Annotated in this window: 16 protein-coding genes and 1 tRNA gene; 13 read left to right on the top strand and 4 right to left on the bottom strand. The window is 53.4% G+C overall.

Features of this window, described 5'->3' with window-relative positions; translation table 11 throughout:
- The first annotated feature begins 45 nt into the window (after positions 1-45).
- On the top strand, positions 46-2,115 hold the full coding sequence (locus ACQ4W6_RS03680; protein WP_436565833.1) for a M13 family metallopeptidase: 2,070 nt from the start codon (positions 46-48) through the stop codon (positions 2,113-2,115).
- A gap of 134 nt (positions 2,116-2,249) precedes the next feature.
- Here the strand turns inward: ACQ4W6_RS03680 and ACQ4W6_RS03675 are convergent, their stop codons facing one another.
- Positions 2,250-2,816 (bottom strand): c-type cytochrome, encoded by a 567-nt coding sequence (locus tag ACQ4W6_RS03675; protein ID WP_436565832.1) that lies wholly within the window; start codon positions 2,814-2,816, stop codon positions 2,250-2,252.
- Between the two features lie 199 nt (positions 2,817-3,015).
- Between ACQ4W6_RS03675 and ACQ4W6_RS03670 the strand changes: the two genes are divergently transcribed.
- Both ACQ4W6_RS03670 and ACQ4W6_RS03665 read left to right on the top strand, forming a co-directional pair.
- Positions 3,016-3,091 (top strand) — tRNA-Arg (locus tag ACQ4W6_RS03670).
- A 206-nt stretch (positions 3,092-3,297) separates the two neighbouring features.
- Positions 3,298-3,792, top strand: a complete 495-nt coding sequence (locus tag ACQ4W6_RS03665) for a 3'-5' exonuclease family protein (protein ID WP_436565831.1) — start codon at positions 3,298-3,300, stop codon at positions 3,790-3,792.
- On the opposite strand, the gene ACQ4W6_RS03660 is transcribed toward ACQ4W6_RS03665, so the two are convergent.
- Positions 3,789-4,442, bottom strand: a complete 654-nt coding sequence (locus ACQ4W6_RS03660) for a hypothetical protein (protein ID WP_436565830.1) — start codon at positions 4,440-4,442, stop codon at positions 3,789-3,791. The genes ACQ4W6_RS03665 and ACQ4W6_RS03660 overlap by 4 nt on opposite strands.
- A 628-nt stretch (positions 4,443-5,070) precedes the next feature.
- Between ACQ4W6_RS03660 and ACQ4W6_RS03655 the strand changes: the two genes are divergently transcribed.
- The 10 genes from ACQ4W6_RS03655 to ACQ4W6_RS03610 all read left to right on the top strand — a co-directional run bounded on the left by ACQ4W6_RS03655 (position 5,071) and on the right by ACQ4W6_RS03610 (position 12,614).
- On the top strand, positions 5,071-6,471 hold the full coding sequence (locus tag ACQ4W6_RS03655; protein ID WP_436565829.1) for a replication initiation factor domain-containing protein: 1,401 nt from the start codon (positions 5,071-5,073) through the stop codon (positions 6,469-6,471).
- A 29-nt stretch (positions 6,472-6,500) separates the two neighbouring features.
- Complete coding sequence (locus tag ACQ4W6_RS03650) at positions 6,501-6,836, top strand: hypothetical protein (RefSeq protein ID WP_436565828.1); 336 nt, start codon at positions 6,501-6,503, stop codon at positions 6,834-6,836.
- Positions 6,823-7,071 carry a hypothetical protein gene (locus tag ACQ4W6_RS03645; protein ID WP_436565827.1) on the top strand — a complete coding sequence of 83 codons (249 nt, stop codon included), beginning with the start codon at positions 6,823-6,825 and terminating at the stop codon, positions 7,069-7,071. The genes ACQ4W6_RS03650 and ACQ4W6_RS03645 overlap by 14 nt, the downstream gene beginning before the upstream one ends.
- A 39-nt stretch (positions 7,072-7,110) precedes the next feature.
- The gene (locus ACQ4W6_RS03640) at positions 7,111-7,398 is read left to right on the top strand and encodes a hypothetical protein (protein ID WP_436565826.1); all 288 of its coding nucleotides are present in this window, start codon (positions 7,111-7,113) and stop codon (positions 7,396-7,398) included.
- 52 nt (positions 7,399-7,450) lie between these two features.
- Positions 7,451-7,663 carry a hypothetical protein gene (locus ACQ4W6_RS03635; RefSeq protein ID WP_436565825.1) on the top strand — a complete coding sequence of 71 codons (213 nt, stop codon included), beginning with the start codon at positions 7,451-7,453 and terminating at the stop codon, positions 7,661-7,663.
- Between the two features lie 192 nt (positions 7,664-7,855).
- On the top strand, positions 7,856-9,163 hold the full coding sequence (locus ACQ4W6_RS03630; protein WP_436565824.1) for a hypothetical protein: 1,308 nt from the start codon (positions 7,856-7,858) through the stop codon (positions 9,161-9,163).
- An 8-nt stretch (positions 9,164-9,171) separates the two neighbouring features.
- Positions 9,172-9,465, top strand: a complete 294-nt coding sequence (locus ACQ4W6_RS03625; RefSeq protein ID WP_436565823.1) for a DUF2523 family protein — start codon at positions 9,172-9,174, stop codon at positions 9,463-9,465.
- Positions 9,466-9,474: 9 nt separating this feature from the next.
- The gene (locus ACQ4W6_RS03620; RefSeq protein ID WP_436565822.1) at positions 9,475-10,557 is read left to right on the top strand and encodes a zonular occludens toxin domain-containing protein; all 1,083 of its coding nucleotides are present in this window, start codon (positions 9,475-9,477) and stop codon (positions 10,555-10,557) included.
- The gene (locus ACQ4W6_RS03615; protein ID WP_436565821.1) at positions 10,554-11,795 is read left to right on the top strand and encodes a type II secretion system protein GspD; all 1,242 of its coding nucleotides are present in this window, start codon (positions 10,554-10,556) and stop codon (positions 11,793-11,795) included. Before ACQ4W6_RS03620 ends, ACQ4W6_RS03615 begins: the two co-directional genes overlap by 4 nt.
- 270 nt (positions 11,796-12,065) lie before the next feature.
- Positions 12,066-12,614 (top strand): MbcA/ParS/Xre antitoxin family protein, encoded by a 549-nt coding sequence (locus ACQ4W6_RS03610; protein ID WP_436565820.1) that lies wholly within the window; start codon positions 12,066-12,068, stop codon positions 12,612-12,614.
- A 465-nt stretch (positions 12,615-13,079) separates the two neighbouring features.
- Here ACQ4W6_RS03610 and ACQ4W6_RS03605 read toward each other — a convergent pair whose 3' ends face one another.
- Together ACQ4W6_RS03605 and ACQ4W6_RS03600 are read right to left on the bottom strand one after the other, a co-directional pair.
- Entirely contained in the window at positions 13,080-13,604 is a 525-nt protein-coding gene (locus ACQ4W6_RS03605) for a hypothetical protein (RefSeq protein WP_436565819.1), read from the bottom strand.
- A 127-nt stretch (positions 13,605-13,731) separates the two neighbouring features.
- Entirely contained in the window at positions 13,732-14,712 is a 981-nt protein-coding gene (locus ACQ4W6_RS03600) for a site-specific integrase (protein WP_436565818.1), read from the bottom strand.
- Positions 14,713-14,995 lie beyond the last annotated feature (283 nt).

Here is a 14,995-nt window from a genome sequence, read left to right as displayed (position 1 = left end):
CGTTCTGACCCTTATATTCCACACAATACAATATTGAGGATTACCGTGAATCGTTATTTGTTAAGTGCATTGACCCTGAGTTTGCTCGCTGGCGTGTCCGGCATGGCCGGCGCCGCCGATACCGCCAAAAAAGCCGTCGCCACCACGGCCGCCGCGCCTGCTGTGCTCACCTCCGGCATCGCCATCGAATACGTCGACCCGGCCGTGCGCGCGCAGGACGACCTGTTCCAGCACCTGAACGGCAAATGGCTGGCCGAAACCGTGATTCCTGCCGACAAGTCGAGCTGGGGCAGCTTTGCCAAGCTGGCCGACGATACGCAAACGCAGCTGCGCGGCATCGTCGAAGGCGCGAGCGCCGACAAGGCCCGCGCCCCTGGTTCGAATGCACAGAAAATCGGTGATTTCTACAATAGCTTCATGGACGAAGCCAAGCTGGAAAGCCTGGGCCTGACCCCCTTGAACGCCGAGCTGGCGAAAATTGCCGCCTTGCAGAACAAGGCTGAACTGCCCGCCGTGATCGCGCACTTCAGCAAGCTGGGCGTGACCTCGCCTTATGATTTCGGCATCCACCAGGACGCCAAGGATTCCACCAAGTACGTGGCTGACATCGTGCAAAGCGGCCTGGGCTTGCCTGACCGCGATTACTACCTGGAAGAAGGCAAGGCCGATACGCGCGCCAAATACCTGGCCCACGTGGAAAAAATGCTGAGCCTGGCCGGTGACGCGAATGCGGCCGCCAATGCGAAAGCCATCCTGGCGCTGGAAACGGAACTGGCCAAGGCGCAATGGAGCAATGTGGAGAACCGCGACCCCGTCAAGGCCTACAACAAGGTAGAACTGGCGAAACTGGCCGCCGTGGCGCCAGGCTACGACTGGGCGCGCTACCTGAAGGACACGGGCATCGCCGGCAAGGTCAATTACGTCATCGTCAGCCAGCCCAGCTACCTGAAAGGTTTTGCCGAGATCGCCAACAAGACGCCGCTGGAGACGTGGAAAGCGTATTTCCAATGGCACTTGCTGCACGCCAACGCCGGCTATCTGTCGAAAGCGTATGTCGATGAAAACTTTGCCTTCTATGGCACCACCTTGACGGGCGTGACGGAAATGCGCCCGCGCTGGAAACGTGGCGTGGGCGCCGTCGAAGGCGCGCTGGGCGAAGCCGTGGGTCAACTGTACGTTGAGCAATATTTCCCGGCCGAACGCAAGGTGCGCATGGAAGCGCTGGTGAAAAACCTCATGACGGCCTACAAGCAGAGCATCGACAAGCTCGACTGGATGAGCCCCGTCACCAAGAAACAGGCGCAGATCAAGCTGGCCAAGTTCACCACCAAGATCGGCTACCCGAACAAATGGCGCGATTACTCGGGCCTGACGGTGGCGCCGGACGACCTGGTCGGCAATGTCCAGCGTTCGCACCTGCTGAACTATAACCGCGAACTGAACAAGCTGGGCCAGCCGATCGACCGCGACGAGTGGGGCATGACGCCGCAGACGGTGAACGCGTACTACAACCCTGAGCTGAACGAAATCGTCTTCCCGGCCGCCATCCTGCAAGCGCCGTTCTTCGACGCCAACGCGGACGACGCCGTCAACTATGGCGCCATCGGCGGCGTGATCGGCCACGAAATCAGCCACGGCTTCGACGACCAGGGCGCCCAGTACGACGGCGACGGCAATCTGCGCGACTGGTGGACCAAGGCTGACCATAAAAACTTCGCCAAGAAAACCAAGCAACTGGTGGCGCAGTACAACAGCTTCAGTCCCGTCAAGGAGCACTTCGTCAATGGCGAACTGACCCTGGGCGAAAACATCGCCGACAACTCCGGCGTGGCCATCGCCTATAAGGCGTATAAATTATCGCTGAACGGCAAGAAAGCCCCCGTCATCGATGGTTTCACGGGCGAACAGCGCTTCTACGCGGGCTTTGCCCAGGTATGGCGCATGAAAATGCGTGAAGCCCAGCAACTCGTGCTGTTGAAAACAGACCCGCACTCGCCAGGCCAGTTCCGCGCCAACGGCACCATGCGCAACCAGCCAGGTTTCTACCAGGCCTTCGACGTGAAACCGGGCGACAAGATGTATCTGCCGCCAAAAGACCGCGTCATCATGTGGTAAGAGTGCTGTTTACGGCATAAGTTGCCAGCCGCCCCGCGCAAGCCGGGCGGTTTTTTTATGGTGCTTGATTTGGCACAAGCTGCAGGCGAAAAAAAACCGCCCGAATGGGCGGTTCCGTGATGCAGCGAAGCCGCTTATTTTGCAGGCTCTGCAGTAGCAGGTGCGGCAGCGCCGTCAGCGGCTGCGGCGGGCGCCGGCACTTCCGGTTCCTTGAACTTGCCGCCCGAGGCGTTGGCGATGTAGACCACGGCGCGCGCCACTTCCACATCGTCGAGGTCGGGATTGCCGCCCTTGGCGGGCATGGCACGCAAGCCTTCGATGGCGTGTTTCAAGACCGTATCGTAACCCTGGGCCAGGCGGGCCGACCAGCTGCCCGCATCGCCAAACTTCGGTGCCCCGGCCACGCCGGCGCCATGGCAGGCCACGCAGGTGGCTGTGTAGATGGCTTCGCCGCTTTGCAGCACTTTCGGGCCGCTGGCATCCTTGAAGGTGTAGCCGGCATTGGCTACCGGGCTCAGGCGCTCGGCGATGGCTTCCGGCGACTGGCTGTCCGAGCCGGCCCCTGTCAGTTTTTGGGTGGTGACATATTGCACCAGCAAGATGATGCCGATGACGGTGATGAGAAAGAAGCCAGCTACGGCGGCAAGCAATTGTTTAGGCGTTTTGATCGCTGATTGTTGTTCGTTATGTGCGTCGCTCATGATGTCCTTAGTCCAGATTCGAAACTGATGGCCGTGTAAGGTAGCATTTTTACATGCCTGGATGCAAACCTTTATGAAACCCACAATTATAGGCACAAAAAATGACCAGTGACATGCAATTGCCTGCGATACGACAGTTTCCGTAGACGTAGGTAAAGAAAAACGGTATCCTTCGCATCACTTCAGAAATTCCCCCTACGCGGCTGTAGCTCAGTGGATAGAGTATTGGCCTCCGAAGCCAAGGGTCGTGGGTTCGATCCCCGCCAGCCGCACCAAAATTCCTTTTTTATTCAAAAGCTTAACGCTTGCACCATGGTGCAGTGTTGAGCGTACTTACGCACTGCTGAGCACACCCACTGTGCCAAAATTGTGCCGTCTCACTCTACAGCACTGTGGTTTTGTGGCACACTGAGATTTGCTGGCCCCCCAATTGCTAGAATTGCCGAATGAAATTTCTCTCACCCGTTGATCATTCCATACTATGGCCGGCCAACTTATTTTTCTCGATACCGAATTCACCAGCTTTCATGATCCAGAACTGATCAGCATCGGTCTGGTTGCTGCGACGGGAGAGGAATTTTATGCTGAGGTACCTTACTCCGTCGAATCCTGCAGCGAGTTCGTCCGCGATATCGTCCTTCCATTGTTAGGTGCGGATCCTCTCGCTGCGTGTTCGCTTGAGGATCTTCGAATCCGCTTGTTGAATTGGCTTGCCATCGTAAAGATCGATGATGACGTGTGCATCTGCTGCGATTCGGAATTTGATGAAAAGTTGATTTTGCGTGTCTTCGATTTCCCGCTACCATCTTATGTCCGACTAAGGCTTGTCGGCACTCGTCACATCAATGAACTTCTGAGATACGAATTTCACTTGAAAAATTGTTTGCCGGAACACCACGCATTGAACGACGCTCGAGCTTTGCGATACGCGTTTCGCGAGCCCATGACCACGCCGTCCGGTAGCCCTAGGGCCTAGGGGTTAGACGGTTCCTTGGTGGTGGTCTTTGCTGCCTTCGCACTTTTTTTTGCCAACTGAAGCATTCGCTCAATTTCGTCCAATCTATGCTTTTTCCAGCGTTCGACCGAGGATTTGTCAGTCGGATCGACTGCTATTGGTGTCGATCGTCCCAACACAACCCACGTGAGAAAATGCGGTCGGTCGCTGCAAATTAATTCCACCATTTCCAGCGTTGGCTCAACTTCGCGAAGGATGACCTTGCGCCAGTCCTCGGCAGTTACAGTGGATGGGCGATAGCGCTTCGCTAAATATTCGAAGAGATCCTTGCCTTTGGGCGATGCGAACTCTTCTATAACCCAACCAAGCCGCACGCCAATCGATCCACTCCTAGATGGGTCGGGGGGCGCTATTCCGAAGGGAAAGGTTGTTGCTGCCGCATCTTCCAGGCCGGTCCTCAACCAAAATTCGTCTTCTGGGAACCTCCTCAGCCAGAAATCCAGTTGTTCAGACGTAGCAACTTGTTTTCCGTAGAGCAAGTTTTTCCATCGACTCGCTGGAATGCCGCTGCTCTCCTCAAGCAATTTATACCGCCCACGATCACCAAATCTCTCTGGGATCCTCGCGCGCAATCGTTCACTAAGTTCCACCTCTTTCGCCGTTCTGGTCATTTTTCTCGCGCTCCTTCGTTGCGGAATTGTCGCGCATGTAGGCGAACTGTTGCAATGGAAAAACAAATAGCGTATATTTCTTTAAAGCGTACACTAATATGAAGCGTACACATACTTAAAATATACCCAATCATGCTTGAACTTTCAATGACTTCAGAATTGCTTAGCGTCGATCAGTTAGCTGTACTCATCCACAAATCGCCGGCGAGCGTTCGCAGCGATGCGTCACGCAATCCTAGTTCGCTTCCTCCAATCTGTCGTCTTCCTGGTAGCAAACGTCTGCTGTGGAGATTGGAGGATGTTCAGGCGTTTTTTTCTAAGTATGTTCAACGGTCACCCATGCCGTTGCCTTACTCAGTTGAACTGCAGCCCGACCCGATCCCGCGCAAGCGTGGGCGCCCACGTAAGACGGCATTACGGGGAAGTGTATGAAATCGCACTCTAAGCCTAAGTCACTGGCCGAGCGCCTTGAGTGGATGGCCGACAACCTTCCGGGTTTTCGCGATGAGTTGGAGGCGGTCCCGTCCACGCCGCCGGCACGCAAAGTGGCCGAAACCGCTAGCCAGGCGGTCTGCATTTGCTTGAACGACATCGGCGGCCTGCTTGCTGCCTCGTAGCTGGAATAGACATGAAAAAATCCAAAAATTCGGTTCCTGATACCGCTGCGGCTTATGCGACCGCCACCGGCCGTTCGTCCGCCGTTCGCGCCGTCAAGGCTCAGTTGTTCGGCATCGACAAGCCTGTCGGCGAATGCGCCGAACGTACCGCCAGCGCCACTGCACTGCCGGAACGTATCGGCGCAGAGGCCGAAAAGGCGGGGTTAGTGCCGAAAATGGCGCATGTGAGCGCCGCCGAAAGCACCCCCATTAATAACATGGGGGAAAACCTAGTAGGCGCCAAGTCTGAATATTGGGAGAGTGTTTGCGACGAAGATTTTGGAGATGTGAAGCTGGTGTTGACCGGTAAAGGCGAAACCAAGACATTGCTTGTCCGCGTTCCCTCAGCAGCTCAATGTTGCGTAATAGATTGGATGAATTGCACTGTTTCGGAAGATACATGGTCAAACACAGCAGGGCGAACCCTAATTACTGATGATGAGTACGTGGAAGAAGCAAGTCGACAACTAGAGAAAATTTTCGGTTTTGGCGTTACCACGCATCGGGGGCAGAAATTGAACTTTTATGCTGACTCATGGGTGTTGGGGGACGGTATGGGATTTATTTGCTTTGGAAAGCAAAACAGAACCATGTTGATCATGCTCTCTGGGCAGGGCTGTGCTAGCGCCACCATTGGTTGGGAGCGACGGATGTATGAGTTTTTGACCTCGGTAGCTGTGCGTCCATCTATTTCACGTATCGATCTCGCGCATGATGACTTTGACGGATCTTACTTGTCTGTTGATTGGGCGTATCAGCAGTGGAAAGAAGGGAATTTTAGTTTTAGGCAAGGGGGGCGTCCGCCGGAAATTCAAAAGCTTGGCAACTGGGATCGACCGAGCGGCAAGGGACGTACCTTGACAATTGGTCAGCGCTCCTCCAGCAAATTTTGTCGTTTCTATGAGAAGGGCAAAAAGGAAGGGGACAAGGAGTCTTCGTGGTGCCGATGTGAGGTGGAATTTAAAAATACCAACACAGTCATTAATCCTGAAGTTTTGCTGAATCCGGGGAAATTCTTCGTCGGCGCGTATCCGGGATTTTCCGCATTTGCGAAAACCGATACTCCAGCACGCATGGAAGTTAAAGCGCGTGCACTACACATAACGATGGATGATTCTGTCGAAATTACGAAGAGACAGTTCGGTAAATATATCCGTGTGTTTCGTGCCACTTATGGCGACCAAGAAACGCTCGCGCTGATCACCAATGCGGATGAAGAGGCCTTCCCTAAGCGTCTCAAACCTTTTTTGAGTTTTCACGATTCGGGTCCCGTCCCCATTCACAAACAGATTAAACCAGTCGTTCCAGACTTTACTCAATTTCCAATAAGCCCCCCATTTTTTGGCCTCAATGGGGAACGGGCTCGTCTGTAGGTCGTATCAAAAAAAATCTAGGATAAAAAATGAAATTTAGCTCAACCATCAAAGTAACCGGCATGAAGTTTTCCAAAGGCACGATGGACAACGGCCAGGCATTTGACAGCACAAAAGTGTTTGTCGAAACAGAACTGGACAGCAGCAAAGACACGGCCATGGGGACCGCGTGCGCCGAATATGGTCTAGGCAAGGCTGAGGAGTACCAAAAATACAAACACCTTGCTGACGCGTTTCCCTTCATGGCTACTGCTGACATGGAGATCGTCACAAATGGGAAAACGCAAAAAACCATCATCCATTCATTGAAGCCAATCGAGCCAGCGAAGCCTTCCGGCCAAGGTGTCAAAAATGTGGCCGCATAGGCCGGAAGTTAAGTTCATCGTTCAGGACAAGGAATCGGCTTTGTTTTTAATGCCTTGCGAAGGGGATGTGGGCTTCACCCCCTGGGCGCATGAGGCCGGACGATTTGATGGTTTTGCCGAGGCGGTCGACACGGCCGCAGTCAATTGTCACGAGGGCTATTTTGTGACTCAGATCGTTCCGATGCTGGTGACTACCGGGCTTGCTCGGCCAGACAGAGTTTGGGAAGAGGGGTGATTTTTCTAATGCAGCGTGAGAGAACAAGAAAGGGAAATCATGGCCTCTGGCTCTCTTCAACAGATCATCGTTTGTAGTGTCAAGGATCAGCAAATTGGGCCCAGCATTGCACCTTGCGCCGACGTCTCAGGCGTGTTTCAACAGCCGGTGATGATGCAAGCGTATGTGCTTGATTCGGGTTCACAAACATTGGTCGATTCGGTTGTCGCGCCGTTCGATTACACCGTCGCGGGTGCCATCTGGATGATGGTCTTCACGTTCGTAGTAGGCCTTTACGTTGCGACTTCGCAAGTAGGCTTGCTGCTCAACCTGATCCGTGGCCGCTAATTTTTTGTCATACCGTCCGGACGGTTTTCCGGTTTCCAAATAGGGGTTGTAAATGAAAAATAAACTGAAATTGCTCGCTGCTCTGGCTCTGACTTCTGGTGCAACCTTGCCGGCTTTCGCCGTCGATCCAGACCTGACCTCGCTGACTTCTGTGGTCAGCTTCACGACCGTCCTGGCCGGTGTGATTGCAATTGCCGTTGGCGTTGCCGGTGTCTACCTGCTGATCCGCGGCGTCAAAATTCTGCTGCCACTGATCCGCGGCTAAGCGCGGGTTTGCGTGGGTAAAGGGGCGGCTGCGGTTGCCCCTTTTTTATGGCTGAAGGCTTTAGCGAGCTAAATCTTTTGCAGCAAAAGTAGGGGGAATTATGACAGTGGTTCAGGTCTGGTATTTCGGGTGTTTTTTGTGGGGTCTTCTGTCTGCGTGGGCCGTCATCGAAGGTTTGAAAAGGGGTTAATCATGCAGCGTCTTTTTGTGCTTATGTTTTTATGTTTCTTCTCGCTGCGTAGCATCGCGGCGGGTGCGCCTGTTCCTGTGACACCGATGCAAACCGCTGTGTCTGGTGTTATGCAGCAGAAGATGCAGAGTCGCGGTTTTGCTGCGAACGATCCTCGGTTCGATTTGACACTGAAAAATGCCGGTAGCGCGATTGCTGGGGCTGCGGCTGCTGGCGTCCTGATTACCGCTGCTGGTGTTACTGCTCCCGCTTGGGTCACTGCTGCGGCGGCTACAGCTCTGGGCATCGGCTTGACCTACTTGTTTGATTTCGCTATCGATGGCGTCAAGTGGATGATCAATGCCGATGGGACCATTACTACTGTCGGTGGTGTGACGACTGTTACTGATTCAAGTGCTCCGTGGACTCTTACGGCTGGTGGTTCGTGCATCAACGTCAACAACTTGAATAACAATTGCGTCCGTGTTGGTGAAAAGGTGTCAAGTTTTAGTGCTTGTTTGGGGCCGCCGTATCAGAACCCTACCAATTCATGTTTGTCGGGATGGTCCTCAAGCGGCTACCCGAGACAGGCATCTAGTTTGCAAGATGCCATGACTATGGGCGGGTATTCGCAGCCGACTACTACTGTTGGAGCTGATGTAACGAATGGCAATTTACAGACCGCCGTTTCGAACATTTCTGCCGCTGATCTTGCGAAGGAGCTTAATCCGCTTGTCGTCGCTGCGCTTGCTGATGCTGCATGGAAGAAATCCGCTGCTGAACCCGGATATGCTGGCGTGCCTTATGACGCTGCTAATCCGATCACGCCCGTTGACGCTGTCGCCTTCCAGCAGGCGAATCCGTCTCACTGGCCCACCGTGGGCGATGCCGTGGCGCCGCAAGCTGGTGCTGTCGGTGTCGGCGGTGGTGCTGCCCCCAGCGGCGGCACGTCAACGAGTCCGTTCTATCTTCCTTCAGGTGCGCCCAGCTCTGTGATCAATCCTGAGACCCAATCTCCGGTCCAGATCAATCCGGGTACGGGTGAGCAAGTGAATCTCGGCTCAGATCCGGGCATAGGTTCTCCGACGCTGGAAGCGACCCCTTCTGCACAGTCTATTCTCGATCCTCTTCTTAACTCGATACCAGGTGTGCGCAGCTTCGTGGTGCCGGCGCATTCGAGCACGTGCCCGACGTGGACCTTCAGCATGTGGGATCACCAGTTCGCGATGGATGGTCAGTGTCAGTTGGCTGAACAGCTCCGCACGCCGATATCTGCGACGATGTTGCTGTTTTTCGCGCTGGCCGCGCTGTTGATCGTTCTCGCCGCTTAGGGGGTCTCATGTTCGGTATTGTCCTTTCCGCTCTAAACGCTGTTCTCGGCTTCGTGCTGCGTGGTGTGGTAGTCAAGTTTGTGATCTTTACGCTGTTGTTTGCGGTCGTGTCGGGCTTTGTGACCGTGTTGCAGGCCGCAGGGGTGTTTCCGTCTGCTGCCGGTCTCACGGGTGCTTTCGGTGGCATCCCTGCTGGTATGTGGTACTTCCTCGATCTCTTCCGGTTTGATGTCGGTATTCCTATGGTGCTGTCTGCCTACGGCGCCCGCTTCATCATTCGTCGTATTCCGTTCATCGGCTAAGGGGCTTTCATGGCGATGAACAATTACACCGGCCTGCAAGGGTCGGGTAAGTCCTTTGAGGTGGTGTCCTCCGTGATCTTGCCGGCGATCGCGGAGGGCCGGCGCGTGGTGACGAATATCGCCGGTATTAATCCGGACGGAATCTATGATTACCTGGTGGAGAAAAAAGGCGTCGTCCGCGAACGACTCGGCACTATTGTTTCGTTCGCCGATGATGATATTTTGCATCCGGATTTCTTCCCGGACGAGAGTCTTCCCGGCGTTAATAGCGTGGTTAAGGGTGGCGATTTGGTGTGTGTTGACGAGGTTTGGCGCGTGTGGGCCAAGGATTGCAAGATCACGCCGAACCACATGCAGTTCTTTCGCATGCATCGCCATTACACGGACCCGGTGACGGGCCTTTCGTGCGATATCGCAATGATGATCCAAGACCACACGCTGTTGCATCCAAAGGTGCGCAACACGGTCGAAATGACGACGGTTTGCACCAAGCTCAAAGCCATTGGCATGCCGACGAAGTACCGCATCGAGATATACGAGGGCAAAAGCCCCTCCGCCCGTTGCCGGCTGGACCGCTTTAATAAATCCTATAACAAGGATATTTTCCCGCTTTATAAGTCGTACGCGGCGGGCGTCGGCAAGGAAAAGCCGATGGATCAGCGACAGAACATCCTCAAAAATCCGAAGCTGTGGGGAATGGCCGTTTTGACGGTTATATTTCTTGTGGCTGGGCCGTATTTCGGATATCGGGCGCTGACGGGGAGTCTCGGCGGTGCGGCGAAGGACGCCAAGGCCGTGCAGTCGGGGCATGGTGACGTCAAGCCTTTGGGTGGCGCTGACGTTCCAGCCGTCGCAGCCAAGCCCTCTCTGCCTCCGTTTAGTGAGTCCTGGCGCATAGTCGGCAAGTACACCTCGCGCGGCGAACAATGGATTGTCGTGACAAATCCCTCTGGTCGCGTGCGGGTGGTGTCGCCTTCCGTTTTTACGAACACCGGGCCGGCCATGATTGGTGTTATTGACGACCAGCGCGTGACGAGCTGGACGGGCGCGGCTTCAACCGCGGCTACCGGGTCAACGGAATTTAAAAAATGAAAAAAACACTGATAGCGCTTTTGTTCTGGTCCTGCTTCCAAGTCCACGCTGCCGAGACAGCGAAGTTCACGCCGCCGAGTTTTGATTTCCAAGGGGTCAACGTTGCGCAGGTGGTTCAGCTCATATACGGGCAAGCGATGATCGGGGATTACGTGGTTGATCCCGAGGTGCTGGCTGACCAGAGGTCCGTTTCGTTCCGCTACGATTCGAACAAGGGCGATCTGCGGGCTTTCGTAGCGCTGTTCTTCGATTCGCTGGGGTTGAGCGTCACCAGGCGCGGCGGCGCTGATTTCATCGCTAAGAAAAAGCTTGAAGAGTTGCACGAGGAAGACAAGGAAATGTTCGTCTACCGCCCGAAGTACCGCGAGTTGACGTATTTGACTCGGTTGCTGTCGCCATTGTTGAAGGGGCAGTTTTCGGTGAACCGCTCGATACCGATGTCCCAGCCTGTTCGCACCGACAAGCCGGTTCCAGACGGTTCCGCCACGGCGCTTATGGACCAGTCGGGCGACACGATGATCTTCACGGGAAGCTTGAAAGAGATTGCCATGCTCAAGAAGCTTTTGCCTCAGGTGGACGACAGGGCCGGGGAGGTGATGGTGCGCGGTGTGGTGTATGAAGTGTCCTCTGGCGTTAATGACGGGTCAGCCTTCTCACTCGCGGTCAACTTGTTGGGCGGGAAGCTGAGCCTTGCTAATGGTGGCGCTAGTCCATTGGACGCGTTCGTGCGGTTCAAGAGTCAGACGATTGATGCGGTTTTTTCGGCGTTGTCCACTGACAGTCGGTTTAAGGTGGTCAGCACGCCGTCGCTGCGGGTCAAGTCAGGTAAGACGGGGCGGTTCAACGTCGGCCAGAAAGTGCCGGTCATCGGCTCCGTTACGTATCCGGTCGGCGGCGGTTCTCCGGTGCAGTCGGTCGATTATCAGGATTCCGGCGTGATCTTTGACCTGGCACCGGTTGTCAGGGACTCCATCGTGGATCTGAGGGTTTCTCAACAGGTGTCTAATTTCGCGGTGACGCAAAGCGGCGTGAACGGGTCGCCGACTAAAATTGTGCGCGAGGTCAACACCGAGTTGAGCATGGGCGACGGGGAAATCGTCGTCCTGGGCGGCTTGGCGGAAACGAAGGAAAGCGAGGACCACAGTGGATTTTCCTTCTTGCCGGCGATGTTGCGAAACAAGTCCATGGCCACCAGCAAGACGGAAATTCTGTTGATTTTGCAGATGACGAAAATTTGAAATCAGGTAAAAATTTCGCGACTAAAATTGGAGGCGTTTACTCATGGGATGCAAAATGGCGGCATGCGAAATTGATCGATTGGAACAGATGGATGGCTGCTTAGTATCGCCACCTTCAAAATACTTTTTGAGTGCCTGTCGCATGCCTTGCGATCCTACATTAGAATTTTTCTGCCTTGATTTCAGATTTGGCTGTTTTACGGCCTCACAGCAGACCCAACCCTTTATAAATTGTCAGCTCAGCCGCGTTGTAACTACCTAAGGAATGTGATGAAAGAGAATTGGACCATACTTGTTTTTCCTGATGCGATGCAGGAATTTGCTGAAGCGCATGGCGCCACGTTTGACAAGAAGAGTGGACACTGGGGCATAGAGGGTGAAGTACCCAATGAGCTTTTCAGATTCATAGTTGACGCTGCTCGAAAACGTGATTACGTTGCCGAGTCGATAGTGCAATGTGCTTGTGGATGTTTGATGGTTGTGCGGAACAATCGTAGTACGGGAGAGTCGTTTTGGGGGTGTTCGTCCCCTCGCTGTCATCGTACTCGGCCAATTGATTACGTTCCAGTGCCTGGGCTCTCAGAATCTGACCTTGGCTCTAGACCCACTACCGTCATCGAGTTCGAAGATCGGCCACGTGCTGAAACGATTTTTCGAAGGGCAGTTCAAGATTTTCGCGGTACAGGTGCTGCAACTAAGTGGTTGCGCGACAAGAAGGTTGCCTTACGTCATTGTGGTGAGACGCCGCTTGAAGCGATTAAGACATCAGCCGGTTGCGCTCGGGTGGAATTGCTTCTTGATCAGCTTTTCGGTGAGTGAATCGTTGGTGGCTTGGGGTATCATCTCGCGGGTCGAAAAAAGGGCGATTTGAGGCCCGCGAGGGCTGGAGCGAAGCGGAACCCTTTTTGCTTCATGGTGGCATGTAGGAGCGTTTTGGCCGGTCGTCCCGGCCAGCGACGATGCCGTCCAGTCGGAAATTTTGCTCTTAGGGGGCGGGGGTGCAGATACGAGATGAGTTCGGCAAAATTTCTGCCTTAGTGTTGTCACTTGGATCAAAAAATACCTTATTTCAACAGGAGATTACTCAAATTCGATACCAATTACTTGTTGACAGCGTTGTTAGTAACGACCAAAATAGAGCCTGATTACGTTGACAGCAGAAAATTTGTCGGCGGAGCTGCGAGACTCAAGGGTACCCATGAGTCATATGAAGGGAAATTTCAAGTGGTATAGGCTGTTCTCTTTAGTGAGGAAGCTTGCTTGAGAGGCCGTCCTTCCTCGTAATCAGTTGTTCTTCTTATTTTGTATCCCTCGGAGCTTTGCCTCCGTCGCATGGTAAGCAGTCTTTGGAGCCAATTTAACGTTTCCTGTAGGCTCCTGCTGAACCTCAATAATCGCCATTCCATAGTATTTTGCGCCATTTAATGGTATTTTTTTCGTTGCGTTTATCACAATTGCTTGTTGATTTCGTGTTTTGTTGATTTCAACAATTCCATATTCGCAATAAGCAGCGGTAAGTATCTCCGTCACAAACGAAGTGTCAACTTGGTCTTTTGTGTCGCGTGACTGGAGTACGTGTGCGATATAACGCACATCGATTTCTATACCTCGGTTGCTAGGTATTGGCCAACCTTGTGCCACACAAATTTCTCTTAAGGCATCAGCCTGCTTGCCAGTAAGGATGTACGAGAAAATAGGAACATTTCTAATTTCACTCAGTTGCACGCCGGCCGTCATACAACCGTCAACGAGAACTACCAATTCACTAAACGCATCAATGAGCGCGTGCTTTCCTACAAAAATCGACATGCTGCCTTTCGTGCGCTCATATAGTGTTAAGAAAAAGTAATATTTTAGGCGATTTGGACGAGGCTGGCGAGATCTGCGGTTGTAGTAACTTGATAAACGAATCCCATTGGGTGTCTACGGGGCGGACTCAATCTAGCTTTTTTGCCAAGTCTTCGGCTCTTAAATGGGTATATCTCTTAAGCATATCTAGAGTCTTATGTCCTGTAATTGTTGCCACTTCCATCACATTTAATCCTTTTTCAAACAATCGACTGGTCGCCTCATGGCGCAAGTCATGAAATCTTAGCCCGATGATGTTGGCCCTATGAGGTTCGCAAGCTCTTTCGAATGCTTGGCTCATAGATTCGGCTCGCAAGGTGAAGACTCTGCCTTCAATCTTTGTACCGAAGTCCTTTAGCGCTTTGATCGCAGATTTCGACAGTGGAACTGTTCGAGGCACATCTGTCTTTGTCTTAGGTAGGTGTACTGTTTGTTTTTTTAAGTCAAGTTCGTTCCAGGTTAGTGAGGCCAGCTCGCTCCGGCGCATGCCTGTTTCGACCGCCAAGATAACAATCGCTCGCAACTCGACCGAACCTGTGACTTTCAGAATCTTGGTGATTTCCTCTTCCGTCACTCTACGATCACGTCCTCTTGGCCTAACTGGCTTGCGTACCTGGGTAGTCGGTAATCCACCAGGTAGGGCGATACCCCAGTCCATGCTGGCAGTTTTAAGAACCCGGTTCAGTAGATTGATTTCGTGAATTACGGATTGTGGCCCGACAACCTTCAAGCGTTGGTCACGAAACCTTGCAACTTGAGTTGAGTTCAGGCTGGCCAGGCGATAATCTCCAAATGCCTCTGCCAATGTTTTGATGCGAGACTTGTCCGATTGCTCGCTGCGCTTGGTTGGTAGTACCTCGGTAGCGAATCGTTCCAGTACGTCTTTGACGAGTGTCGCCTCGGCTTCGCTGCGGGATACAAACACGCCGCGTTCCATTTCGGACTCGATGATCGTTGCCCAGCGCCTGGCGTCGGCTTCCTTGGTGAAGGTCTTGGTCTGAGTAGGGTAGCCACGCTTGCGAATTTGTACGTGGTACTGGCCTTCGCCTTTTTTACGGATGGTGGGCATAGTGTTTGTTGGCAGCATTGAAATGAGGCAACAGTGTGCCAAAATTGTGCCAAGAAAGGGGAAATATATCGCTAATCCGCATGGATGCTGGTGCTAATTTGGGCCTCCGAAGCCAAGGGTCGTGGGTTCGATCCCCGCCAGCCGCACCATAATTATTCATTCATATCAACGGGTTGCATCGAAATTGCCGATGCTTACTTGCCGTGGTTCGTCCGTCCAATTTTCAAGTAAGCGATAAGTAAGCACTTTGCAACTGCTGGGCTTGGTTTACCCGTTGCGTTCC

The sequence above is a fragment of the Janthinobacterium woesei genome, assembly GCF_051380875.1.
In the GTDB taxonomy this organism is placed as follows: Bacteria; Pseudomonadota; Gammaproteobacteria; order Burkholderiales; family Burkholderiaceae_D; genus Janthinobacterium.
This window is presented reverse-complemented; position numbering and strand designations above follow the sequence as displayed.